Here is a 23,295-nt window from a genome sequence, read left to right as displayed (position 1 = left end):
AAGATTTATTTTATCAAAAACAGTTTTAAATTCGACAAAATGAAAGGAACCAAAAAAAGCTTTTGGCGTTACTCAAGCAGTGAAAATTTTCACTCCAATGCAAATGATCACTATGAACACACCAATACAAATATAATGAATCAAGAGGGAAAAATACCATGGCCCATAATAAAACAACACAGCACGATAAATCAGCCGTAGAAAAAGACCAACAAAAAGACCTACAAGGACAATTAGAAAAGTTACGCACTGAAATTTCAGGGATTACCTCAACCCTAACAGATCTTGGTGCAAACAAATTCAACGCCGCCAAAGACAAAGCAGAAAAACTATATCACTCAGCGAAAGAAAGTGGTGAAGACATGATGTCTCAAGCAAAAGATAAAATCAGTGATCTTGAACAAACCATGAATCAATGCGTTCGCAAAAATCCTGGCAAAAGCGTTTTGTTTGCCGCAGGGATTGGTTTTATTCTTTCTCAATTACTACGTCGTTAAGCAATGCATAAGTTTATCGCTCCTCTTTTAAACCATCTTGTCGGTGGAGGGCTTAAAAGCACAGTCAAGCAAGTACGCCTTCAAGCAATTTTCTATGGGTTTATTGGCATTTCATTCTTCATGTCTTTGCTTTTTTTATGTACCATCGGTTTTATTGCGTTATGTTCTGTTATGAAGCCTCTTGCCGCCGCTAGTATCATGTTTTTAATTTGTCTTTCTCTTGCGGGATTAGGTCTTATTATCAGTCGCATTCTCAAAACTTATCAACGCTATGACCAACAAAAAAAGACAGAAGAACAACGCCATAAACTCATGACAGATGCGACCGTTTCCAGCCTTGCAGCTCTCAGTCAACATCTCCCTTTTGCCAAATTGAGTGTTCCCATACTCGGACTTGCAACTTATTTTCTGTGGAAAAAAGATAAAAAAGACCGCTTTTCAGAGTAAAATATGTAAAACTGTCATTCTAAATCCCCCCCTCAATGTGCTTTCTTTTATAACAAAAGAAAGCACATTTTTTCCTCATAGCCTCTTTAGCTTCTTCAAAAGCCTGAAAAAATCCCCTTCATTTTGGATAAAAATTCCATAGAACCGCTTCCCTTTCAGATGTCCCCATGTTTCATGAACATAGCAACATGAGGCAAAGCTTGCATTAAAAGTTCTGGTTTGATTTGAAGCAATTGGTTGTTTTTTGAAGGCAAGGTATTTTCAGTTTTACCTTTTCTCTATTTTTTCATAAGCCTTTTTTCATGACCAAAGGTCACATCAGTAGTTTGCATGTGTTCATATTTTCTGAACACTCATGTTTGTTACAATGACTATTTTGTTTAGGGGAAAAAACGCGCTCTCCCATAGCGCTGTAGTGAGCAACCTATATGCGTAAGCGAGCTTTAAACACAACAAATTTCCATAACGAACGTTGTCCACCAAGGAGTGCGTGGATTATAATTAACTTTTTTCTGATAAGATTTGCAGTAGAATATTGTCTTGATTTTTAAATAGCGCTTAAGAGGACGCTTTATCAATAATGGTCAATGGGATTATAGCTCCCATGATCTCTTCGCCAATCTTCTGGTTGTTGAAATTGGCTCGACCATAAACCGTTTTGTGCTTTTTGAGCAGCAGATTGTAGAATTTTATAGTCTGCTGGGGATGGAAAATGATGCTGATCTTTTGTCAACACCATCAACCCTTCTGCCAGCCCCAAACGTGCCAGATCAACCCCATCTACAAAACATTGTGCATAATGAACCTGTTGAATGACACGTGCTTGCCGACAAGTAACATTTTTATCGATTGTTTTTGAGACAAGCCAAGCAGTAACAAAAGCACCACATGGCCACTTAACTCCGTTGCGTGAGGCAAATTGTCGTGTTTCACAGCTTTCCACACCATATAAGCGGATATCACGGATAATCTTTTTTCTCCATCCATCATCCACGAGCGTAATCATTTTAAAGGTCACACCACTTGTGACCTGTATAGCACCGGAATAGACCGGCACATTTTCTTCATAAAATTGTGATGCGATTGGTTCTGGATGCAATACCACATTTTGTTGGCTTGCGTCTTGTTGGTTTGCATAATCTATCAATTGTGACTTCGGATTTTGAACGGGGTTTTCTATTGTCTTTTCTGTTCCTTTTAAAAAAGAATTTTGAGTAAGTTGTTCATTATTTTTAATTAAATAAAAGTATCCTAAAATAATAATAAAAATTAAGACAATATATTTAGGCGCTGCTCGAAGATATTTTAAAATTATCATTTTGAATATTACTATATTTTTTGTTTATTAAATAATAAAAGATTAAATATTATTAATTTATCGATAGAAAAATTTATTTTTTTCATTTATATGATTCCTAAATAATATTTTGAATATTAATTTTTCTATCAACTTAAACATAAAGCGGGGAATTTTTCATGAAAAACATGAATAATTTGTTCAGTTGTGAACATACCTTACAAAAAACTATTCTATCCAACACCCAAAAGAAATGGTTAACAACAGCATTGATGCTGTTTATTGCCTTCATCGCACTGAGTGAGCCAGCATTTGCCGCAGGTGACTTTGGTAAAGTTGACGATGCGCTTAAAAAAATAATTGAAGCTTTAACAGGAAACATTGCAAAATCGATTGCGACGATTGCGGTTGCTGGTATTGGGCTTGCATGGATTGCTGGTTATGTTGAAATGCGTAAAGCTTTTTTTGTTTGTGTTGGCATCGGCATTGTTATGGGTGCATCGCAAATCGTATCAATGCTTTCCTAATTAAACTTTGCCTTTCAAAGCCATGAAAGAGCACGATAAGCTAACAGAAGATACGTTATTTCTTGCTTGCACGCGCCCTGCAATGATTGCGGGCGTGACGGTGGAAGCTATGGGATTAAATGGGATAGGAACGATGATATTGTTCATTATGGCGGGCAATATTTTTCTTCTAACCTTTGGTGTGATGCTGCATTTCATATTCAAGGAAATCCTAAAGCATGACCATAACAAATTTCGTATTCTTCTGACATGGCAAAAGACATCTATTTTTGCCAGAAATTCGAGTCTATGGGGTGGGGGAAGTATTTCTCCATTACGATTAATTCGTAATTATGAGGAATTATAATGAATAGAACAGAGCGCAAACGTGAAAAGCAGCCAGAGGCGATTATCCCTTACGTGCGCCATGTCAACAAACACATCATTGCGCTGGATTCACGCGCTCTCATGAGCGTTATTAAACTTGAAGGCATTAACTTTGAGACAGCAGATATTATTGATCTGAATGTGCTTCACGAACAACTCAATAATCTTTTTAAAAACATAGCGGATGAACGGATAGCGCTTTATAGCCATATTATCAGAAAGCGTGAAACGATTTATCCGGATGGGACTTTCAGATCGGCATTTGCCAAGCAATTAGATGATAAATATCGCGAGCGGATGGTTTCACAGGAGCTTTATCGCAATGATCTTTATCTTTCGATTTTGTGGAATCCACACGTTGATCAAACGGATAAATTAGTGGAATTTTTCAAACGTTTAGGCAAAGCCAAGCAAGAAAAGACAGAAGTTGATGCAGAGTCCATTCGCAAGCTTGAAGATATTACCACAGATCTTATTCAAAATTTAGAGCGTTATGGTGCAAAAAGACTGAGCCTTTATGAACATGAAGGTAATATTTATTCGCAGCAAAGTGAGTTTATCCACCAATTGGTGGGAGGTCGTCGTGAACGGATCCCTCTCACATGGGGGACGATAGCTTCGACTGTTTACTCAGACCGTCTCATTTTTGGGAAAGAGATCATAGAAATACGCACCGAGGCGGCACAGCGGTTTGCGGGCATGTTTGGTTGGAAAGAATATCCAGCAAAAACCAGGGTAGGCATGGCGGATGGTTTGCTCACCCTTCCCTTTGAGTTTATTTTCACCCAATCTTTTGTTTTCAAGAGCAAAAACATTGCCAAGCAAATTATGGGGCGCAAACAAAACCAAATGGTCAATGCAGGAGATCGAGCAGGTTCACAAATTATGGAACTGGATGATGCGCTTGATGATCTTGAATCCAATCGTTTTGTTTTAGGGGAACATCATTTATCATTGGCAGTTTTTGCTGATACGCCGCAAGAATTAGCGGATAATCTTGCAAAAGCGCGTTCTCGTCTTACAGATGGTGGGGCTGTGATTGCGCGGGAAGATTTAGGGTTAGCGGCGGCTTGGTGGGCACAATTGCCTGGCAATTATGCTTATCGCACCCGCTCTGGTGCAATAACAAGCCGCAATTATGCAGCGCTTTCTCCATTTCATTCTTTTCCGGTTGGAAAAATAGATGGCAATGTGTGGGGACCAGCGATAGCTTTGATGAAAACCTCTGCTGGTTCACCGTTTTATTTTAACTTTCACTTTGGTGATTTAGGCAATACGTTTGTTTGTGGTCCCTCTGGTTCTGGGAAAACGGTTATTGTCAATTTTCTTTTAGCGCAACTTCAAAAGCATGATCCCAATATGGTCTTTTTTGACAAAGATCGGGGTGCAGAACTTTTTGTCAGAGCGGGTGGCGGCACTTATATGCCCTTGAAGAATGGTAGACCGACAGGCATAGCACCGCTAAAAGGCTTAGACTATAACAATCCAGCAGATAGAGTTTTTTTACGCCAATGGATTATCAAGCTTGTTTCGTCTGAAGATCAAAAGATCAGTGAATCAGAAAGACAAGATATTTCTGCTGCTGTTGACCAACTTGCCTTATTACCCAAAGAACAACGGACGATCTCTGCCTTACAAATGTTTTTTGACACCACGCATAGGGAGGGGATATCGGGTCGTTTAGAAAGATGGTGTAAAGGCAATGCCTTAGGGTGGGTTTTTGACAATCCTGATGACGACATTGGCATTGATGCAAAATTTATTGGTTATGACATGACGGATTTTTTAGACAATAATGAAATTCGTCCACCATTGATGATGTATCTTTTTCATAGAATTTTATCTCTGATTGATGGGCGTCGTATTATCATTGTCATTGATGAATTTTGGAAAGCCTTAGAGGATGATTCCTTTAAAGCCTTTGCGCAAGACAGGCTGAAAACTATTCGTAAACAAAATGGTTTGATGTTGTTTGCAACGCAATCTCCCAAAGATGCGATCAATTCGACCATTGCTCACACCATTATAGAGCAATGCCCCACACAAATTTATTTTCCTAATCAAAAGGGCAATCATGGGGATTATGTAGAAGGTTTTAAATTATCGGACAGAGAATTTAACCTGATACAATCAGAATTAAGCCGTGAGTCACGGCGTTTTCTCATCAAACAAGGACAAAGTTCAGTTGTAGCAGAACTAAATTTACGCGGCTTTGATGATGAAATAGCCATTTTAAGTGGCACCACCAAGAATATTGAACTCCTAGAGACCATTATGGATGAAGTTGGACAATCTCCAGAAAAATGGCTTCCTATTTTTCAAGAAAGGTCAAAGCAATGAAAAAACTTTTATTGGCAACAGCCGTCTATGCAGCTTCATTTGGCTTTCAAACAAATGCCTTTGCCATCGTGGTATTTGATCCCACAGCTGCTGCTAACATGGGAGAACAAATTCGGAACAGCATGCAACAACTTAACAAATTGCAAGAACAAGTTCAACAAGGCAAACAACAGCTTGACCAATTAAAGAGCCAACTCGATCAAGCGAAACAATTATATAACTCCTTAAATGTCAAGCCTGACATTTCGGGATTGAAAGAGATGTTTAACAAGCAAGGGAGCAGTGGCGCCCTTCCTTCAGACTTTAACCACTTTCAACAATCGATGGGCAGCGGCGGTGGCGGCGGTGGCGGCGGTGGTGGCAGCAAAAACACGCAAAAATGGCAAGAAGAACTCTTATACAAAGAGCCCTCAGGGGGCGCTGGATCAAAAGAGGCAGCAGATGCTTTTTACGCACAAGAAGTGAAAAAAGCGCAACAGAACACGATAGGACAAGCGGCAAAAGGCCAAGATGTCTACGAAGAAGCCAGTGAAACACAAAAAACCATTAACAAGCTCCTTGATGAACTTGGAAGTACTAAAGATGCGGGTAAAATTCAAGGCATTCAAGCACAATTATCAGCGATACAAGCAAAACTCCAAACACAAGTTCTCCAAATGCAAGCCGCCGCAATGATTCAACAAGCGGAGTACAAAGCTGCCGAACAACGAGCTTACGAAGAATTTGCAGCGCGATATGCAGATTATGCCAAAAAACTGCGTGGTCAATAAACGAAAAAAAAGAGGGGCTTGAACATGAACAAGATCATCATAACAACATTGCTACTTTGCACAGGGCTCATCACCGCTGGATGTGAAAAAACCTACAGCGTCGCAGAATTTAAAAAAGATAAAAAATTATTTGAAGAATGGGCTGTGAGATGTGGATGGTCAGGAACTTCAAAAAATTGTGAAAATGTAAGAGTAGCCGATCACGAACTTGCGGCAGAACGCAGGAAAAAGGCTGAAGAAGAATGGGAAGCTGAAAAAAAAGCAAGAGAACAAGCCGAACGAGAAGCAGAAGAGCGCGCTAAAGCAAAACAACAACAGGACAGTCATTAATCATGAATAAAATTCTCATAACAACATTACTGCTTTGCACAGGGCTCATCACCGCTGGATGTGAAAAAACCTATAGCGTCGCTGAATTTAAAAAAGATAAAAAATTGATGGAAGAGTGGGATGCTAGATGTGGATTCGCAGGAACTTCAAAGAATTGTGAAAACATGCGGTTAGCATTTTTAGAACTTCAGAAAGAATATGAAGCAAAAGAAGCAGAAAGAAGTCGTAAAATTGCAGAAGAAAATCGCAAAAGATATGAAGAATTTGAAGCTGAACAAAAAGCCAGACTTGAAAAAATGAGAGCTAATACTAAGAAAATACTAGCTGAACAAGAAGCAAAACGACGTGCTGAGGAAGAACAAGAAGCAAAAGAGCGCGCGGCAGAAGAACAACAGAATAATAATTAAGACATAATGAAGAGCGGAGCATCTCAATGGCAGTAGAAAGCAAAGGCATATTTTCTTATATCGACAATATGTTGATGGAGCCCCTCACAGAGACAATGGATAGCACCATTACACATCGCTATTGCGCTTTAGCTGCTCAACTTAAAGAACCTTACAGACTATACAATATATTTATGGCAACATTATGTCTGTGCCCTAGATTTATCATCACTGGTTATAAAAAACCGATAACACAAGCATAATTTAAAAATTGTGCTCAAACCTTGTAAAACTGAAAGGAAAAAGGGGAAATATTGATGAATAAAGTTCTCATAACAACATTGCTACTTTGCACAGGGCTCATCACTGCTGGATGTGAAAAAACCTATAGCGTCGCAGAATTTAAAAAAGATAAAAAATTGATGGAAGAGTGGAATGCTAAATGTGGATTCGCAGGAACTGCAAAAAATTGTGAAAACTTAAGATTAGCACAACTTGAACTTGAAAAGGAATATGAAGCAAAAGCTGAAGAAAGAGCGCGTGAACGCGAAGAAGAAAACCGTAAAGCGATGGAAAGATTTGACGCCGCAATGGAAGCTCAACATCAAGCAAGGCAAGCTGAAATAAAAAAACTAAAAGCTGAAATGGAAAAAAGAAAGGCTGAAGAAAAAGCAAAAGAACAAGCCGAAAGAGAAGCAGAAGAGCGCGCTAAACAAAACCAAGATAATAATTGAATCAGAAATAATCATATTTGCAAAAATTAGATAGAATGGACGTGCAATGACATTCGAAGAAGTAGCTTACTTTACCATGGTAGAAAATATGTTAACGAAACCTATAATGAAAATAATGAATGATTCCGTTGAACATCTCTCAACAGGTTTAAGTACTCCGCTTAAAGCATCTTGTACAATCTACATTATATTTATAGGGTACAATATCATCTCAGGGCGTTCTTCTATGCCCTTATGGGAATTTATAACGACAGCTTTCAAACTTGGCATCATTGTTTCACTCGCCACTAATGCTGCTCTTTATAATGAGTGGGTCGGTAATATATTTTTTGAGGCTCTGCCGAATGCCATTGCACATGCCACACAAGGTACAATACACTCAGATAAAAATATATGGGATGATCTGATAAATAAAGCTATTTCACATATTTTAGATTCAACAAAATCTTCATCATGGCTTGCACTGGGGGCGTATCTTGTTTCATGGATTTATGCTTCGCTCTGTTACACAATTGCTATTATTTTTTGCCTAATTGGTTTTATCGTCACACTGTTTGCTAAACTTGGTTTGTTTCTTGTCATATCAGTAGGACCGCTCTTCATAAGCCTCTATATGTTTTCATCAACAAGGCGTTTTACAGAGGCATGGTTAGGACAAGTTGCAAACTTCATCATTTTACAGGTATTAGTCATCTTGCTTGGTAGTATGTATATCGAACTTGCAATGAGTGTCTTTACAAAAAACATTAAAGATTTCGTGTTAGCCTACGGCGAATTCTTCGTGGTTGGCGTTGGTGGTATTTTTCTTTTCTTCAATTTACCTGGCATGGCTTCCGCTTTAGCCTCTGGAGGTGCATCCCTTACAGGCTCAGGCGGAGCTAAAACGATAACGAACGGTGCAAAAAAAATAGGATCACTAATAGCATCATTAGCAAAGGTCTAAGTTCAAATGCGGGAATTTAAAAAAATTGGGATTATCTTACCATTTCTCTTTCTCAGTGGCTGTGTGTCTTCACCAAACACACTGAAGTCACTCCCAAAATGTGATGGATATTCTAAACGTCCACTCAACAGATCAATGTGGAATTGGGAAGGGAAAAAACCCACGCCCACGCCCATTATCATCAGTAACAACACCCCTTCACCCCTAAAAGAAGGCAAGCTGGAAATGCTTCTGGCACAAAAATTAACGGATGAAGAAATCAAATCTTACAAAAATTGCGGGCAAAAAGCATGAAAGAAAAAGATATAGAACAATATATTGCTGAAGCACGCTCGTTTGATCAAGATCGCATGCTCGCCTCACGCCGCACCACCCGCGTCTCGCTTGCCATTGCCGGCATCGCGGTTGCTGTTGCAATACTGTCTTCTCTCGCGGTCATCACCCTCACACCCCTTAAAACCGTGGAACCTTTTGTCATCCGCGTCGACAATTCAACCGGCATCACTGAAGTTGTGGAAGCCTTAAAAGAAGGTCCCACCAATGTCGACGAAGCAATCACACGCTACTTTGCTGCAAAATATGTCCGCTCCCGTGAAGGCTTCACCACAGAAGAAACACAACACAACTTCCAAACCGTCTCCCTCCTCTCTTCTTCTGAAGAACAGGAAAGATTTGCCAGCTGGTATGGAGCAAGAAATCCCCAAAGTCCTCAAATTCTCTATAAACACGCCGCTGTTACAATAACAATAAAATCAATCTCCTTTATCAATGACGATGTTGCCCAAGTGCGTTACTACAGAACCATTCATGACAACGACAACAACAAAGAATTCATCACCCACTGGGTTGCAACACTTACCTTTGAATACATCAATGCCCCTATCTCTGTCCAAAACCGTTTGATAAATCCTCTAGGGTTTATTGTTAGTGAATATAGAACCGATCCGGAAGTGGTCAACTGATCATGACAAAAAAAATTCTTTTTCTCATTCTTAACATCGCTATTACCCTTTCTTTAACGCCTAGCCATGCCAGTATTTTTCCCACTCGTGCGCCAAGCGATAGCCGCATTCGCTTTATCAACTATGATGCCTATAATGTCACAAAAATTATTGGCTCCATACGCTCATCGGTACAAATAGAATTTTCTCCCAATGAAGAAATTGCCCATGTAGCGATTGGCAACAGCGTTGCATGGGAAGTCGCCCCTGCTGGCAATATTCTTTTCCTAAAAGCGCGGGAAGTCCAACCCATTACCAATCTCCAAGTCGTCACCACAAAGCTTGATGGCTCAAAGCGCTCCTATCAATTTGAACTCATGGTCAAAGATGGAGAAATTTCATCTGGACAAGAAACATATTTCCTTGTGAAATTTCGCTACCCACAAGAAGAAGCAGAACAAAGAAGACTCGCAGCCCTTATGCGACAAGAAAAACAACAAGCCCAGCGCATTGATAATGTCTTCAACGCTTCTGAAACCTACGGACCACGCAATTGGGCTTACACCGCTCAAGGCTCTATCACTCTTGAACCCTCATCTGTTTATGACAATGGCAAAACAACAACATTTACATTTCCCGACAACCAAGAAATCCCTGCCATTTACATTGTCAGCAATGACGGTACAGAAGCGCTGGTTCCCAAAACCACAAGAGGCAACATGGTGATTGTCCATGCCATTAGCGCACGCTTCACCCTAAGACAGGGAAAAAACGTCCTATGCGTCTTTAACGAAGCCTATCAACCAAAAGGCACAAATCCAAATACCGGAACAACCTCACCATCTGTTGAACGTAAAATTGCATCAGATCTTTAAATAAGCGGGAATTGAAGGGGACAACACATGAGTGATAAACCAATCATCGAAGATCGAGGATCTATTGGGGATGGCAAAAACAATAGCGCCAAAACCGCTGGCAAAAAAATAGTTGTCGCAATCGCCTGTATAGGAATCTGCGGCTATGTGCTCTGGAATATCTTATCCACCCCCACAGAACAAAAAGACACCGCAAAAGCTCATAAAAAACAAGCACAAAACTTTCACAATTCCCTCGCCCCTTTAGAGATCGCGCCCTCTGACCCGCGTGCAAACATAGCACCAATAACCTTACCACCCCCACAACCACTCGCACAAGAACCCAAAAAAGATGACCCACTACTTGATGCCGCAAGACGCGCCCCTGTTTTAGCTTTTGCCAAAGGTTCTAAATCTCAATTAAAAGACATCGTCAACACGACTCTCAACCCCCTTGAAAAATTCCATGCCCTCGAAAATCTCGCGAATGCGCAAAATTCTCCTGCCCTTCAAGACACACAAAATTTTGCAACCCTATTAAAGCCTACCAAAACAGAAGAAACAAAAGCAAAACTCATCGGCAATAGAAACTTTATCATCGCCATGGGAACCTCTATTCCCTGTATCTTAGAAACCGCATTAAACAGTGAGCAACCAGGCTTTGCAAGCTGCATCATCAACCGTGATATCCTCTCTGACAATGGGCGCGTTGTTTTGCTTGATAAAGGAACCCAAGTGATTGGCGAATACCGCGGAGGGATAAAACAAGGTCAATCTCGCCTCTTTGTGCTCTGGACAAGAGCAAAAACCCCAACCGGTGTCATCATCGACCTTGCCTCACCCGCAACCGACAGTTTAGGCAGAGCCGGTTTTGATGGCAACATCAACACCCATTGGTGGGAACGCTTTGGCTCTTCCCTTTTACTCACCGTTATTGATGGTGCCACAACAGTTTTAACAAATAAAATAGTAGGCAATTCCAATAAAGAAGGTTCAAACAACTCTGGAGGTGGCGGTTTTGAAGGCGCAAACAACACTGGAAAAGAGTCCGCCAGTATTGCTCTTGAAAATCAAATCAACATCCCTCCTACCTTAGAAAAATTTCAAGGCGAACTCGTCAACATTTTCGTAGCAAAAGATCTCGATTTTTCCTCTGTCTATAAACTAGTCGTAAAGAGCAAAAGAAACCGCTCTACTCCCAGCTATTCCTTTTTTCATTAAGCCAATAAAGTCACATTATGCCATCAGCAAAAAATGCAGAACGCGCCTCCATCGTTTTAACAAAATTAAAGATCTTAGATGACTTCCTCAATAATGACAATTTATTTGAAATTGTTATCAATCGCCCTGGCGAAGTAATCGTTGAGGGTCCCAATGGTTGGCAAACCCACATCTTAAAAGAACTAACCTACAGCGAACTAGAAGGGATTGCAAAAGTTGTTGCTGCCTACACAACACAAAAAATCAGTGTAGAAAACCCCGTTCTCTCCGCAACACTGCCAAACAACGAACGCATACAAATTGTTATGCCTCCAGCAGTTGCTGCCAATACCATTAGCATGACCATTCGTAAACCTTCATCACGCACTTTTTCTCTTGAAAGTTTACATGAAAACAATCTGTTTTCTGTCGCCCAAAACACCAGTTTCACACCTACGCAACAAATGACAGAACGGTTATCCGAACTCTCTGATACAGACAAAGAGCTAACAGATCTCTTTATCGCCAAAGATTTTTGCACCTTTTTAGAAAGAGCCGTTATTACACAACAAAATATCTTAATATCGGGCAAAACCGGTTCCGGGAAAACAACCCTCTCCAAAGCTTTGATTGCAAAAATCCCTGACTATGAACGAATTCTCACCATTGAAGACACGCCAGAACTTGTCGTTCCGCACGCCAACAAAGTGCAGCTCTTTTATTCAAAAGATAACCAAGGCTTAGCAAAAGCAGGCGCAAAAGAACTGCTTGAATCTGGCTTACGCATGCGCCCCGACAGAATCCTTCTACAAGAGCTGCGTGATGGTACAGCCTTTTACTACATCCGTAATGTCAATTCTGGTCACCCCGGCTCCATTACCACCGTCCACGCCTCAACAGCACTTGCAGCCTTTGAGCAAATGACCCTTTTAGTCAAAGAAAGTGACGGTGGTGGTAATTTAGCACGCGATGATATCCGCGGCTTATTAATCTCGATGATAGATGTCATCATCCAATGCAAACGCCTCGAAGGAAAATTTCGTGTAACAGAAATCTATTACGACCCTTTCAAACGCCGTGATGCTTTTTAAAAACTGTCGAAATCACTTAAATAAATCATTCATATCTTTCGCGAAATATACATCTTATCCTTTTGCACTCTTTTCAAAAGTTTTAAGCGTTTCCGCATTAGAAATAGACATATCAAACGGCAATCCTCTTTCATCAACAACTTTTGTCAAAGCAATCCGGATAAATCAGACACCGTAAGTCCTAAACTTGCTAATATTTCACCAGCTTCTTTTTTAATGTCCTATCTATGCGGGCTCGTACAACGTCTTTTGTCACACTCATATTAAACCTCTTTTGATTACCTCTCTTTTACCATATGGCTTAATAGGGCTTATACAGCATAAGGTTTTATTCTTGCCCTTACCGTATCATATCTATTGATCTTGCACGCGCTATTGCGTTGATTTTCTCCTGTTGTCTCTGTTGCAAAAACTTAACTGCCATTTGAAACTCTTTTATGTGTTCTTTATTATAAGACTGTTCTTTGGGGATTGCTTTTGATAAATCAAAACCATATTTATGAATGCCATCCTGTCCAAAACGTTTATCTAAAGCACTTTGTAGCTTTAAAAACTCTTGATTAACCTGCTCTGGTATCTTTGAATAACTATCACGACCAGCTTCAACATTTTTCATAAAAGTCACTGCTTCTTGTGAAAGCGAAGGTACTTCAACTTTCAATCGCTCACGCTCCCGTACAACCCTATTTACATGTGTCTCATAAGAATTCTTATAAAAGGCTTGAAGCTTTTTAATAGAAGAAAGTGCACGAGGAACATGAGAAAGCGCTTCTTTTCGTTCTTTTCCTGTAGATTTGAGTTTATCGATTAAACGATCTGACCCACGCAGTTCACCCGCTCTATCAGGTTCCCTTTCCAAAATATCAGGCAATTTATCGCCTTTACCTGCTAAAATCGTCTGCTCAATCTTGAGTGCGGCAGCTTGCGGATCTTTATAAATAGATGCTAAATGACTGTTTAACTCCTTAAACATATTAACATAAGATTTTTCATTCCTAAGAGCGCTAAGCGCTTTCTGTTCTAAATTAGAATTATCTATATAAGCCGCAAGGTATGGCTCTCGTTCTGTTGCTTTTGCAACAACATTCAAATCATTTTGTAATTGTTCAAGTTCTTCTTTTTGACGTTTAGCAAAACTTGTCTTTTCTCTATCCCAAGGAGTTTCAATCTTCTCTTTTTGTTGTTCCAAGCACTCTTTATTAAGATCAACGCCAAAAGCAATATTTTTGCCAATACCTTGAGAAACATCATCCCTTTTATTTTCTGTAAACTTGGTAAGGTTCTTATAGATGAGTGCAGACAGATATTCTGAATTACCAAAATGTGCTTCAATTGACGCACGTGTCATTTCTTGTCGCTCAATACCCTTCCAGTTGATATGATAACCAGCTTCACGAGCCAGTTGCACCATAAATTCACGCTGAGTACGCCCATTCCCCTCTCGAAACGGATGCAACGCATTCAACTCGCCCATGTAATATCCAGCCCTTTGGCTAAAGTCATAAGCGCCAAGACCACGCAGATACTGTTCTTTTGCAAGCTTTTGTGTAATCTTCGGTGCATAACTTTCAATCTGATTATAACTAGCAAATATACTATTACCTTTGGCAATATCCACTAAACGAATTTGTCCCGCCCATTCATATATGTCGCCAAACAGTCTTCTATGGATCTCTTTCATGTAATCCAGATCAAACTTACCACCAATAGGAGTATGTACAAATTCGAAAGATTTTACATAAGTAATAGTAGATTCTACACGCTGCAGTGTGGCTTTGTCTTTAATACCAAGCCGATTATACATCACACCAGTTTCAGGATCAGTATAAGAATCGCCGCTCCCCTTATACTTCTCCACGTCTTACACGCTCCATATAATCTTTGATGATATCACTTGTTTCGAGCTCTCCAATAATAACACGTTCCATTTGCTCAACGACTTTTGGATCTGGCTCTAATCCCTCTAAACGTTGGCTTGCCAATGCATTTTCAGCATAAATGCGACGCAGCTTAATTTCCTCTTCACTCAACATATAAAACCCTCATTTGCTTACATTTATTATAGCCAAACAGACTATAGAAACAAGATTTTATTCCTTGTCTTACCCGCAATTACATCTTTTGACCTTGTACGCTCATACGCATGATTTAGCTCTTGTATACGTCTCTGTTGCAAAAACTTAACTGCCATTTGAAGCTCTTTTATGCAATCTTGATCATGAGACTGTTGTTAAGGAATTTTTTTGATAGATCATAATTTGTTTGCATAACAAGCCAAGCACGTGCTGTGCTTACACCAAACATTTCAAGCCTAATAGCAAGATTAGCTCTCATAGCGCGGCTTTTTCATTTAAAACTCTAGAAAGTGCTACACGAGATATACCAAGCCACTCTGCTGCTTCATTAAAGGATAAACCAAGCTCTTTGATCACATCTTCACGCAATAATTCACCGGGATGTGAAGGATTCTTCATCATTGTTTAGATCTCCTTTTTGATGATAATCTAGATAATCAACCATTTCGACATCTATGCTATCAAAGCGAAATATTACGCGACAATTTCCATTTACAGTAATTGACCAATAATCCTTGAAATCACCCTTTAGCAGATGTAATCAAAAGGATGGATAACTCAAAATCTTTTGGCGATACATCTACTTCAAGAGCACTTAGAATACGCTTTAATTTTTGAGCATGGGCGGTTCTAATCCCTTCAGTCGTACCAGTATTATAGAAGGCTTCAATCCTTTTATGTTTAAATCTTAAAATGATAAATGAATATAGAGTGTACCTCTCCAAGATACAAAAAATGTTCATTATTTTTACATCACATAGCTTTTTTTACTTTATAAACATTAGAACTATCGTGAAAAAAATTGATCATTCCCATCTCTTTCTCATTATTCTACTAATTATTGGAAAAGTATAAGTTCATAATTAGGAGGAGCTAAACGTAATAGGAGCGTATCATATCTCCAATTGGCAGCGGCACTTAGAAACATCAAGATGATATAACCACAATGACCATTGCTGTTTGATGTTCATGGGGCGCTGCACCCGCTGGATATCCAGTAAAAAGAATGAATAATACTAATAAACTCTCCCCCCTACAAACTCTGTTAAACTAATAACCGGTTTACGAATAAGTAAAAGAAAAAGGAAAATCAAAAAAAGGCATATTTTTCATATCTTACGAAATATAGAGAAATCTATACGCATTGTATTTATTAGAATTGGACTTTTCCCTTTTTTATTTAATTTGTTCGTAGATAGAGTATCCATTACCGTTATTACATCACTGAGTTAATAATCATACCTTTTGTAATTGCCAAAATCCCACATTATAATAATATCTTTATCAAAAGATGATCTGATAATTTTCTCAAAAAATTCAAGATTCCTCAAGTGCAGTACCCATGCGTACATCATGATGAATAATAACATCCATCAACTCTGTCACAACAGTGTCCAATACTTCTCGTGCATCGCCTTCAGCCATAAGGCGGATAACCGGTTCCGTTCCAGAAGCGCGGATCACCAGCCGTGCCTCTTTTCCCAACCGCTTCTCTGCTTGATTAATAGCCGTTTTGACGGGATTTTTTTTCAGGACATTTTTATTTTTAATCGTTACATTTTTTAAAATTTGCGGTACAGGTTCAAACCGTTTACACAATTGGCTCATAGGACTTTGGCTTTCCTTCATACAGGCTAAAACCTGCAATGCAGCCACCAAGCCATCACCCGTTGTACCAAAATCACTAAGCACAATATGCCCAGAAGACTCACCACCAACATTATATCCCTTTTGGCGCATGGCATCGACAACATAACGATCTCCAACTTTTGTCCTTACAAGGTGCAATCCTTTGCTATTCAAGAAACGCTCTAGTCCAAGATTTGACATAATCGTTGTGACAACACCATTGCACCGTAATCGTCCCATTTTATGCCAATTTTCAGCAATTACAGCAATCAACTGATCTCCATCAACCGTTTGTGCTTTTTCATCAACAATGAGAACACGATCTCCATCTCCATCAAGAGCAATCCCCACATCAGCACGCACTTCATGCACTTTTCGTTTTAAAGAGCTTAAATCGGTTGATCCACATTTTTGATTAATATTGGTCCCATTGGGCTCATCATGAATAGCAAAAACCTCAGCCCCCAATTCCCATAAAGCACGGGGAGCCGCTTTATAAGCAGCCCCATTGGCACAATCCACAACAATACGCACAGTATCTAAGCGAACATCACGCGGCAAAGTTCGTTTGGCATATTCAATATAACGATAAATATCTCCCTCAACCCGTTTTGCATAACCAATTTCGGCAGAACTTGCTAAAGACTTTGAAAGATCTGTATCGATCAATTGTTCAATTTTCGCTTCCATATCATCTGAAAGTTTAAAACCATCAGGACCAAAAAGTTTAATTCCATTATCATAGAACGGGTTATGAGAAGCAGAAATCATCACCCCAAGATCTGCGCGCAAAGAGCGGCAAAGCATTGCAACAGCAGGTGTTGGCACTGGACCCAATAAAAAAGCTTCCATCCCCGCAGCAGTCAATCCTGAAACCAAAGCGTTTTCCAACATATAGCCAGATAATCGTGTATCCTTGCCAATCACCACACGATGAGATTGATGTTGTGAGCGAAATAAAACCCCTACCGCCATCCCCACCTTCATGGCAAAATCGGGTGTCATAGGAAATGAATTGGCTTTCCCCCGAATTCCATCTGTACCAAAATATTTTTGCACCATGCCTCTTTCCTTTAATATATAATTCTTCCCTTGGCTTTTCCTTAAAACCCTAACAAGCCCCCTTGGTACAATAGTCCTCCTCTCCCCGTATAAAATCAGATCATTGATCTTAAACCTTCATGCATTTAGAAAATCAAGCCCCCTATTCACCATCTACACATCTAAAACACTCTCAAGCAATTATGTTTACACCCTTACACATAAAAGCAATATTATCTCCTCAAAATGCTCTATACATCCCTTTAACACAACCAACGGATAATCTCACACACTTGCTAAATCCGTAAAGAAACCCAGCACCAAACCTCATACCCTACCAAATCAGCAAGGAAATCTATCGCCTAACCTTACAACCCCTACCACATTAGAAAAGCAACAGTCCACCTCGCCTTGTAGCATGCTAAAGCCGTCATCATACAACGGCTTTGCTTAATTTTTTGCTTCCATATTTTTGCAAATATTACAAGAAAAGCGCAAACAAAACTTGCGCCTTTCTCAAAGAATTTAGAAGTTTTCCTAAAACATCGTCACTCAAGCGATATTAAACAGTTCTTATTTTTCTTTATCATGTCCCGCAGTATTGGACTTCTTTTCAGCATTACTTTTAGAGCGGTTGACTGATTTTGTGGTACCTTTTGTGCTTTGCGCTTTTTTCTCAGTCTCATCCGATTGCACTTCTTTAGACTGAGCCTCCTTAGGCTCAACATTACCGGATTTTGCTGTTTTTTTCCCAACAGCTACCTCTGCTTTACCTGCCTTGCCTTTATCGGTCTCTTCTTTATGAGGCACTGTTTTAGGGGCTGCTTCAGCATCTTTTTCATCTACCACTGTTATCTCTGCTCTGACCGTTCCAGTTTTTGGAACAGAAGACCCCCGGGGCGCAGCACCCTCATCTTTCTGTGTGCGTGAAGGAAGCTTTCCTGCAATAACTTCGTTAATTTCAGCTCCCGTTAAAGTCTCATATTCCAACAAACCTTGTGCCAAAGCAAACCATTCTTTTCTTTTTGTTTTCAAAATGTTTGTCGCATTTTTATAGGCATCATCAATAAGCTTACGCACTTCCATATCAATCATGCGCGCTGTTTCTTCAGAAACATTTTGTGTTCGCGCAACAGAATGACCCAAAAAGACTTCATCTTGGTTATCGCCATAAGCTACATTTCCAAGCAGATCAGAAAATCCCCACCGTGTGATCATCGCGCGTGCTAATTTCGTCGCTTGCTCAATATCAGAAGAAGCACCGGAGGTGATATTTTCCTTTCCAAACTTTAATTCTTCAGCCACACGTCCACCCATCATAATGGCCAGACGAGAAATCATCCAGCGATAACTCATAGAATAGCGATCGCCTTCAGGCAATTGCATCACCATTCCCAATGCTCTTCCCCTTGGAACGATTGTTGCTTTGTGGACAGGATCAGCAACCGGCACATTAAGAGCCACAATAGCATGTCCTGCTTCATGATAAGCAGTGAGTTCTTTTTCCTCTTGTGTCATAGCGGTTGAACGACGTTCAGCCCCCATCATCACCTTATCTTTGGCATCTTCGAATTCTTGCATCGTGACAACTCTTTTATTACGGCTTGCAGCCATAAGAGCAGCTTCATTGACTAGATTCATCAGGTCCGCACCTGAAAATCCTGGTGTTCCCCTTGCCAAAATTTTCAAATCAACGTTAGGCGCTAAAGGCACGTTGCGCACATGCACTTTCAAGATTTGTTCACGCCCAGAAACATCAGGGTTTGGCACAACAACTTGCCGATCAAAACGCCCTGGTCTCAATAAAGCAGGATCAAGCACATCGGGACGGTTTGTTGCGGCAATAAGAATAATACTTTCATTGGGCTCAAACCCATCCATTTCGACAAGCAACTGGTTTAAGGTCTGTTCACGTTCATCGTTTCCACCGCCAAGACCAGCCCCCCGATGGCGCCCAACAGCATCGATTTCATCAATAAAGATAATACAAGGTGCATTTTTTTTAGCCTGTTCGAACATATCGCGCACACGGCTTGCCCCAACACCAACAAACATTTCAACAAAATCAGACCCTGAAATGGTAAAGAATGGCACATTGGCTTCACCGGCCACAGAGCGTGCTAGCAAAGTTTTACCGGTTCCTGGAGGACCAACAAGCAAAACACCGCGTGGGATACGCCCCCCTAAGCGTTGAAATTTTTGTGGTTCGCGTAAAAATTCAACAATTTCTTGAAGATCTTGCTTTGCTTCTTCAACGCCAGCAACATCTTTAAAGGTAATACGCCCTTGCGCTTCATTAAGCAATCTTGCTTTCGATTTCCCAAATCCCATTGCACCACGTGACCCATTTTGCATTTGCCGCATAAAAAAGACCCACGCCCCCACGATAATAATAACAGGCAATAAGGAAAAGAGGAGATTGAGGAAAATGCTATTTCCAGAGCTTTCAGGAATAGCTTTAACATTAACGTTTTTGCTTTCCAATTTTTGTATCAAACCTGGATCGCGAGGAGCATAGGTTGAAATAGCTCTATGTTCAATGGTTTTTCCTGTTAATTTTTGACCTTGAATGGTCACAGATTTCAACTCATTATTCTCAACTTTTTGCAAAAATTCAGAATAGGAGACTTCTCCACCACCAGAACGTTGGCTATCTCCATTAAAGAGAGAAAACGACACAATCAAAATCAAGGCAATAACTCCCCAAATAAGGAGAGAGCGGTAATTGGAATTCATATTCAGCCCACTTAATCAAATATAGATTTCAAACAGTTCCCCTTAACATATAACCTTGTCAGCCCCTTGCCAAGGGATGAGAAGCTGTTTATTTTCTTTTAGAGTAATTTTCCTTTATCTTTTCACCTCAATATTAAAAAAAGGTTCCACAACATTCACCAAGGCAGCATCTTCTCGTGAGGAAAGCCAATCGAAAGGTGCCATAATCCGCTTGACGATAACATGTTTATGAACAACTGCTTGAGAAATCAACTCTGGAATATCATACCCTTTATGATTTGAGATCATCAGCAGCGATTGTAAAGAGGGAAAATGAGGCTTTTCAAGCTCAAAATCGCTATTTTTTAATAAAAATTTCAGCTGTTCTAAATTTGCGGCTCCAACCTTTATAGCCTCATATCCATGATTTGTGATATGATAGCGCCCATCCCATATAAAAGTTTTATCTGGCTCAACAATAGCCTCTTTCATATTTCGCCCTTCACGCCACAAAGAAATTCCCTGCTTGTTATATTCAATAACAGAGCCCGCATAAGTAAAACGCCGCTTTTCTGAAGAATCGAGACAGAGTTTTTGAACAAGCATGCTTAATTTCTGATTGGGGAGCAAATAAAATCCCCCTCCCATCAGCACAGCAAAGAGCCCCACCACGAAAGGAAAACTGGAATGTTTCTGTAAAAACAGCGCAGGCTTTGCTATGAAACAACGCCCATGTTGGACAGTAATATCCAGCGCTAAGATCAAATCAGCAATATTTTTGGCTTGTTGACGACGCTGCAATGCGGCTTCATTTATTTTTTGAGCAATATAAGCCAATTTTTGTGGAGAAAGAGATTGACGCACGCGCACACGTTCAAAATTGCGATCTTCATTGGTTGGATCATCAATCCATGTTTGTCCTTGTAAGCGTAAATAATTCCGTAATGTTTGGCGTTTTACACCAAGGAGTGGCCGAATCAAACGCACTTTTCTATGCAACAACGCCTCACGCGGAATACAGGATAAACCGCGCTCATAAAGGGGACCATAGTTTTTTTCGGCAATATTTTTTTTTGTTTTTCTGGTATGATCCTCATCACGTATACCCTCGGCTTCACCGCGCAAAGCACCAGCAAAACCACTGGCATAAACCTCATCGCACATGGCAACAGCTTCACTATATAAAGCACCTCTATTCTTTTGGAGACGTTGATACCGCATATGATAGGTCTCAACCTGATCATTGAGTGTATGCCCCGTCATAATAAGTGATGCGCCTTGTTTTTGTGCTTCTTTAACCAAGAGATCATAGCGTGCAACACGCGCGCTGGAAGCAATATGCGTCTTTGGCTTTTCGCCTTCCCATCGCACAGTGATATGTTGAATATCATGGACACGACAAATTTTCGCAACAGTTTCTGCTTCACGCATCGATTCTTTACGCAATTGATGATCAACCGTGACAACAATCATTTCTGGAGGAAATACGAGTGTTTCCAAATGCTCTTTGACCAAAAACATCAAAGCCAAAGAATCACTTCCCCCTGAGACGGCAAGAATCAACTTCTGACATTGAATAAAATCCGATGTTTTAAAGAGATTTCTTGCCAGTCTAACGCACACCGAAAACGACCTCGCTGTTTATTTTGCAGGTTTACAAAAAACAGATGCTAATGTTTGTTGACGTTTTGATTTTTTCACAAAATGAGCACAATCGTCTTTATTTGGCTCAAGAGCGACCATACTTCTTGCTAATTTCAGTAAAATCTCGGAGGTATAGAGCTTCTTTTTATCTGCATACCATGCGGTAAGATAAACTTGTGCTGCTTCATGATAGCGTTTTTGCCCCAACAAAGATTCGGCCAACCAAAATAAAGCATCATCACTCAAAGAATCTTTTTTGTAACGATTTTGAAAAGCGCAAAAGCTTTTTTCAGCATCAACATAGTTAGCAGAACGAATAAAATCATACCCTTCCTTATACAAAGCTTTAGAAGAAGAAAGATTGTCACTCTGATGTGCTTCAATTGGAGCACTTACTTCATGCGCTTTGTTAAAAGGTTGACTGTTTTCATGGTCATGGCTCTCCACCTTAGCTTCCACAGCAGCAACCTTTGTCTGGTCACCTGTACTATGGTCCTGCTCCATCTCTTCCTTTACAGTCTGAGATTTTTCATCTACAGCAGACTTTTCAAAAGAACAAGAATAAACAGAAGAGACTTCTGTATCAAAAAGCTCGTGAAACTGCTTGTTAACATTTTTTAAACTGTTATGCTCAAGCACCATTCGTATCTTATGCAAAAGCTTATCTAAATCATAATCTTTAAATAAAGCCTGTTGATTCTCTAAAATAATCCCTTGGTGCTCTGCAACACTAGTAGCTTTTTCCACCACATCAGATGCTGCTTTATCAGCTGCTTCAGGTGCTTTCTTCACTGCATCAACAGCCTTATTAACGGCGTCAGTGGCTTTTTTCACCGCATCAGATGCTGCTTTATCGGCTGCTTCAGGCGCTTCTTTAACAGCATCAACAGCCTTATCAACAGCGTCAGTGGCTTTTTCCGCCGCATCAGATGCTGCTTTATCGGCTGCTTCAGGCGCTTCTTTAACAGCATCAACAGCCTTATCAACAGCGTCAGTGGCTTTTTCCGCCGCGCTAGATGCTGCTTTATCAGCTGCTTCAGGCGCTTTCTTCACTGCATCAACAGCCTTATTAACAGCGTCAGTGGCTTTTTCCACCGCGCTAGATGCTGCTTTATCAGCTGCTTCAGGTGCTTTCTTCACTGCATCAGTTGCCTTATCAACAGCGTCAGTGGCTTTTTCTATCACATCAGATGCTGCTTTATCGGCTGCTTCAGGCGCTTCTTTAACAGCATCAACAGCCTTATCAACAGCGTCAGTGGCTTTTTCCGCCGCGCTAGATGCTGCTTTATCAGCTGCTTCAGGCGCTTTCTTCACTGCATCAACAGCCTTATTAACAGCGTCAGTGGCTTTTTCCACCGCGCTAGATGCTGCTTTATCAGCTGCTTCAGGTGCTTTCTTCACTGCATCAGTTGCCTTATCAACAGCGTCAGTGGCTTTTTCTATCACATCAGATGCTGCTTTATCGGCT

Annotated in this window: 23 protein-coding genes and 2 pseudogenes; 16 read left to right on the top strand and 9 right to left on the bottom strand. The window is 40.3% G+C overall.

The annotated features are described in order from the left end of the window. Nucleotides 1–158: 158 nt before the first annotated feature. Nucleotides 159–497 carry a YqjD family protein gene (locus ACFIL7_RS06565; protein ID WP_375633396.1) on the top strand — a complete coding sequence of 113 codons (339 nt, stop codon included), beginning with the start codon at nt 159–161 and terminating at the stop codon, nt 495–497. Nucleotides 498–500: 3 nt separating this feature from the next. Then, on the top strand, nt 501–944 hold the full coding sequence (locus ACFIL7_RS06560; RefSeq protein WP_375617902.1) for a hypothetical protein: 444 nt from the start codon (nt 501–503) through the stop codon (nt 942–944). Between the two features lie 574 nt (nt 945–1,518). On the opposite strand, the gene ACFIL7_RS06555 is transcribed toward ACFIL7_RS06560, so the two are convergent. Continuing rightward, entirely contained in the window at nt 1,519–2,262 is a 744-nt protein-coding gene (locus tag ACFIL7_RS06555; RefSeq protein ID WP_375683456.1) for a nuclease, read from the bottom strand. Between the two features lie 158 nt (nt 2,263–2,420). Here ACFIL7_RS06555 and ACFIL7_RS06550 point away from each other — a divergent pair, with 158 nt between their 5' ends. Genes ACFIL7_RS06550 through virB11 form a run of 14 tightly spaced genes read left to right on the top strand, consistent with a single transcriptional unit; the run spans nt 2,421 to nt 12,723 of the window. Then, nucleotides 2,421–2,768 carry a TrbC/VirB2 family protein gene (locus ACFIL7_RS06550; RefSeq protein ID WP_375633398.1) on the top strand — a complete coding sequence of 116 codons (348 nt, stop codon included), beginning with the start codon at nt 2,421–2,423 and terminating at the stop codon, nt 2,766–2,768. Between the two features lie 22 nt (nt 2,769–2,790). Beyond that, nucleotides 2,791–3,114, top strand: coding sequence for a type IV secretion system protein VirB3 (locus ACFIL7_RS06545; RefSeq protein WP_375617900.1), 324 nt, complete (start codon nt 2,791–2,793; stop codon nt 3,112–3,114). Continuing rightward, a complete protein-coding gene (locus ACFIL7_RS06540) occupies nt 3,114–5,474 on the top strand; it encodes a VirB4 family type IV secretion/conjugal transfer ATPase (RefSeq protein WP_375633399.1) in 2,361 nt (786 codons plus the stop codon). The genes ACFIL7_RS06545 and ACFIL7_RS06540 overlap by 1 nt, the downstream gene beginning before the upstream one ends. Then, nucleotides 5,471–6,244 carry a type IV secretion system protein gene (locus ACFIL7_RS06535; RefSeq protein ID WP_375683462.1) on the top strand — a complete coding sequence of 258 codons (774 nt, stop codon included), beginning with the start codon at nt 5,471–5,473 and terminating at the stop codon, nt 6,242–6,244. Before ACFIL7_RS06540 ends, ACFIL7_RS06535 begins: the two co-directional genes overlap by 4 nt. 24 nt (nt 6,245–6,268) lie before the next feature. Further along, nucleotides 6,269–6,574, top strand: coding sequence for an EexN family lipoprotein (locus ACFIL7_RS06530; RefSeq protein ID WP_375633401.1), 306 nt, complete (start codon nt 6,269–6,271; stop codon nt 6,572–6,574). 2 nt (nt 6,575–6,576) lie between these two features. Then, nucleotides 6,577–6,981: an EexN family lipoprotein gene (locus tag ACFIL7_RS06525; RefSeq protein WP_375633402.1), complete on the top strand. Its 405-nt coding sequence runs from the start codon at nt 6,577–6,579 to the stop codon at nt 6,979–6,981. A gap of 26 nt (nt 6,982–7,007) precedes the next feature. Continuing rightward, nucleotides 7,008–7,223: a hypothetical protein gene (locus tag ACFIL7_RS06520; RefSeq protein ID WP_375683455.1), complete on the top strand. Its 216-nt coding sequence runs from the start codon at nt 7,008–7,010 to the stop codon at nt 7,221–7,223. A 54-nt stretch (nt 7,224–7,277) separates the two neighbouring features. Continuing rightward, nucleotides 7,278–7,694 (top strand): EexN family lipoprotein, encoded by a 417-nt coding sequence (locus ACFIL7_RS06515; protein WP_375664766.1) that lies wholly within the window; start codon nt 7,278–7,280, stop codon nt 7,692–7,694. Nucleotides 7,695–7,740: 46 nt separating this feature from the next. Beyond that, nucleotides 7,741–8,637 (top strand): type IV secretion system protein, encoded by an 897-nt coding sequence (locus ACFIL7_RS06510; protein WP_375683454.1) that lies wholly within the window; start codon nt 7,741–7,743, stop codon nt 8,635–8,637. A gap of 6 nt (nt 8,638–8,643) precedes the next feature. Next, nucleotides 8,644–8,931 (top strand): type IV secretion protein VblB7, encoded by a 288-nt coding sequence (locus ACFIL7_RS06505; protein WP_375632018.1) that lies wholly within the window; start codon nt 8,644–8,646, stop codon nt 8,929–8,931. Beyond that, entirely contained in the window at nt 8,928–9,599 is a 672-nt protein-coding gene (locus ACFIL7_RS06500; RefSeq protein ID WP_375613221.1) for a virB8 family protein, read from the top strand. Before ACFIL7_RS06505 ends, ACFIL7_RS06500 begins: the two co-directional genes overlap by 4 nt. A gap of 2 nt (nt 9,600–9,601) precedes the next feature. After that, nucleotides 9,602–10,453 (top strand): P-type conjugative transfer protein VirB9, encoded by an 852-nt coding sequence (virB9, locus tag ACFIL7_RS06495; RefSeq protein WP_375633409.1) that lies wholly within the window; start codon nt 9,602–9,604, stop codon nt 10,451–10,453. Nucleotides 10,454–10,480: 27 nt separating this feature from the next. Further along, complete coding sequence (gene virB10 / locus ACFIL7_RS06490) at nt 10,481–11,653, top strand: type IV secretion system protein VirB10 (protein WP_375662494.1); 1,173 nt, start codon at nt 10,481–10,483, stop codon at nt 11,651–11,653. Between the two features lie 17 nt (nt 11,654–11,670). Next, the gene (gene virB11 / locus ACFIL7_RS06485) at nt 11,671–12,723 is read left to right on the top strand and encodes a P-type DNA transfer ATPase VirB11 (RefSeq protein ID WP_375633411.1); all 1,053 of its coding nucleotides are present in this window, start codon (nt 11,671–11,673) and stop codon (nt 12,721–12,723) included. Between the two features lie 340 nt (nt 12,724–13,063). On the opposite strand, the gene vbhT is transcribed toward virB11, so the two are convergent. From vbhT to ACFIL7_RS06445, 8 genes and pseudogenes are all read right to left on the bottom strand, one after another. After that, nucleotides 13,064–14,581: a type II toxin-antitoxin system protein adenylyltransferase VbhT gene (gene vbhT, locus ACFIL7_RS06480; RefSeq protein WP_375680750.1), complete on the bottom strand. Its 1,518-nt coding sequence runs from the start codon at nt 14,579–14,581 to the stop codon at nt 13,064–13,066. Then, complete coding sequence (locus ACFIL7_RS06475; RefSeq protein WP_375640347.1) at nt 14,568–14,756, bottom strand: antitoxin VbhA family protein; 189 nt, start codon at nt 14,754–14,756, stop codon at nt 14,568–14,570. Before ACFIL7_RS06475 ends, vbhT begins: the two co-directional genes overlap by 14 nt. A gap of 169 nt (nt 14,757–14,925) precedes the next feature. After that, nucleotides 14,926–15,200 (bottom strand): annotated as a pseudogene (locus tag ACFIL7_RS06470) (HigA family addiction module antitoxin). After that, nucleotides 15,172–15,300: a hypothetical protein gene (locus ACFIL7_RS06465; RefSeq protein ID WP_375634445.1), complete on the bottom strand. Its 129-nt coding sequence runs from the start codon at nt 15,298–15,300 to the stop codon at nt 15,172–15,174. Before ACFIL7_RS06465 ends, ACFIL7_RS06470 begins: the two are co-directional and overlap by 29 nt. A gap of 815 nt (nt 15,301–16,115) precedes the next feature. Beyond that, on the bottom strand, nt 16,116–17,489 hold the full coding sequence (gene glmM, locus ACFIL7_RS06460; RefSeq protein WP_375633414.1) for a phosphoglucosamine mutase: 1,374 nt from the start codon (nt 17,487–17,489) through the stop codon (nt 16,116–16,118). A gap of 552 nt (nt 17,490–18,041) precedes the next feature. After that, nucleotides 18,042–20,204, bottom strand: a complete 2,163-nt coding sequence (ftsH, locus tag ACFIL7_RS06455; RefSeq protein WP_375637006.1) for an ATP-dependent zinc metalloprotease FtsH — start codon at nt 20,202–20,204, stop codon at nt 18,042–18,044. 114 nt (nt 20,205–20,318) lie between these two features. After that, nucleotides 20,319–21,806, bottom strand: a complete 1,488-nt coding sequence (gene tilS, locus ACFIL7_RS06450) for a tRNA lysidine(34) synthetase TilS (protein ID WP_375652439.1) — start codon at nt 21,804–21,806, stop codon at nt 20,319–20,321. Between the two features lie 18 nt (nt 21,807–21,824). Beyond that, a pseudogene (locus ACFIL7_RS06445) lies at nt 21,825–23,295 on the bottom strand (tol-pal system protein); the annotation flags it as partial.

The organism is Bartonella sp. AP3QHHD (assembly GCF_042195765.1).
Lineage (GTDB): Bacteria > Pseudomonadota > Alphaproteobacteria > Rhizobiales > Rhizobiaceae > Bartonella.
The sequence above is the reverse complement of the archived record's forward strand: the minus strand, read 5'-3'. Positions and strand labels throughout refer to the sequence as shown.

Excerpts from the sequence above, each read along its gene's own strand:
- ACFIL7_RS06530 (WP_375633401.1), top strand. The coding sequence starts at position 6,269 with ATGAACAAGATCATCATAACAACATTGCTACTTTGCACAGGGCTCATC.
- ACFIL7_RS06525 (WP_375633402.1), top strand. The coding sequence starts at position 6,577 with ATGAATAAAATTCTCATAACAACATTACTGCTTTGCACAGGGCTCATC.
- ACFIL7_RS06515 (WP_375664766.1), top strand. The coding sequence starts at position 7,278 with ATGAATAAAGTTCTCATAACAACATTGCTACTTTGCACAGGGCTCATC.
- ACFIL7_RS06565 (WP_375633396.1), top strand. The coding sequence starts at position 159 with ATGGCCCATAATAAAACAACACAGCACGATAAATCAGCCGTAGAAAAA.
- ACFIL7_RS06510 (WP_375683454.1), top strand. The coding sequence starts at position 7,741 with ATGACATTCGAAGAAGTAGCTTACTTTACCATGGTAGAAAATATGTTA.
- ACFIL7_RS06540 (WP_375633399.1), top strand. The coding sequence starts at position 3,114 with ATGAATAGAACAGAGCGCAAACGTGAAAAGCAGCCAGAGGCGATTATC.
- ACFIL7_RS06560 (WP_375617902.1), top strand. The coding sequence starts at position 501 with ATGCATAAGTTTATCGCTCCTCTTTTAAACCATCTTGTCGGTGGAGGG.
- ACFIL7_RS06500 (WP_375613221.1), top strand. The coding sequence starts at position 8,928 with ATGAAAGAAAAAGATATAGAACAATATATTGCTGAAGCACGCTCGTTT.
- ACFIL7_RS06505 (WP_375632018.1), top strand. The coding sequence starts at position 8,644 with ATGCGGGAATTTAAAAAAATTGGGATTATCTTACCATTTCTCTTTCTC.
- ACFIL7_RS06550 (WP_375633398.1), top strand. The coding sequence starts at position 2,421 with ATGAAAAACATGAATAATTTGTTCAGTTGTGAACATACCTTACAAAAA.
- ACFIL7_RS06520 (WP_375683455.1), top strand. The coding sequence starts at position 7,008 with ATGGCAGTAGAAAGCAAAGGCATATTTTCTTATATCGACAATATGTTG.
- virB9 (WP_375633409.1), top strand. The coding sequence starts at position 9,602 with ATGACAAAAAAAATTCTTTTTCTCATTCTTAACATCGCTATTACCCTT.
- ACFIL7_RS06475 (WP_375640347.1), bottom strand. The coding sequence starts at position 14,756 with ATGTTGAGTGAAGAGGAAATTAAGCTGCGTCGCATTTATGCTGAAAAT.
- glmM (WP_375633414.1), bottom strand. The coding sequence starts at position 17,489 with ATGGTGCAAAAATATTTTGGTACAGATGGAATTCGGGGGAAAGCCAAT.
- ACFIL7_RS06535 (WP_375683462.1), top strand. The coding sequence starts at position 5,471 with ATGAAAAAACTTTTATTGGCAACAGCCGTCTATGCAGCTTCATTTGGC.
- virB10 (WP_375662494.1), top strand. The coding sequence starts at position 10,481 with ATGAGTGATAAACCAATCATCGAAGATCGAGGATCTATTGGGGATGGC.
- ACFIL7_RS06545 (WP_375617900.1), top strand. The coding sequence starts at position 2,791 with ATGAAAGAGCACGATAAGCTAACAGAAGATACGTTATTTCTTGCTTGC.
- virB11 (WP_375633411.1), top strand. The coding sequence starts at position 11,671 with ATGCCATCAGCAAAAAATGCAGAACGCGCCTCCATCGTTTTAACAAAA.
- ftsH (WP_375637006.1), bottom strand. The coding sequence starts at position 20,204 with ATGAATTCCAATTACCGCTCTCTCCTTATTTGGGGAGTTATTGCCTTG.
- ACFIL7_RS06555 (WP_375683456.1), bottom strand. The coding sequence starts at position 2,262 with ATGATAATTTTAAAATATCTTCGAGCAGCGCCTAAATATATTGTCTTA.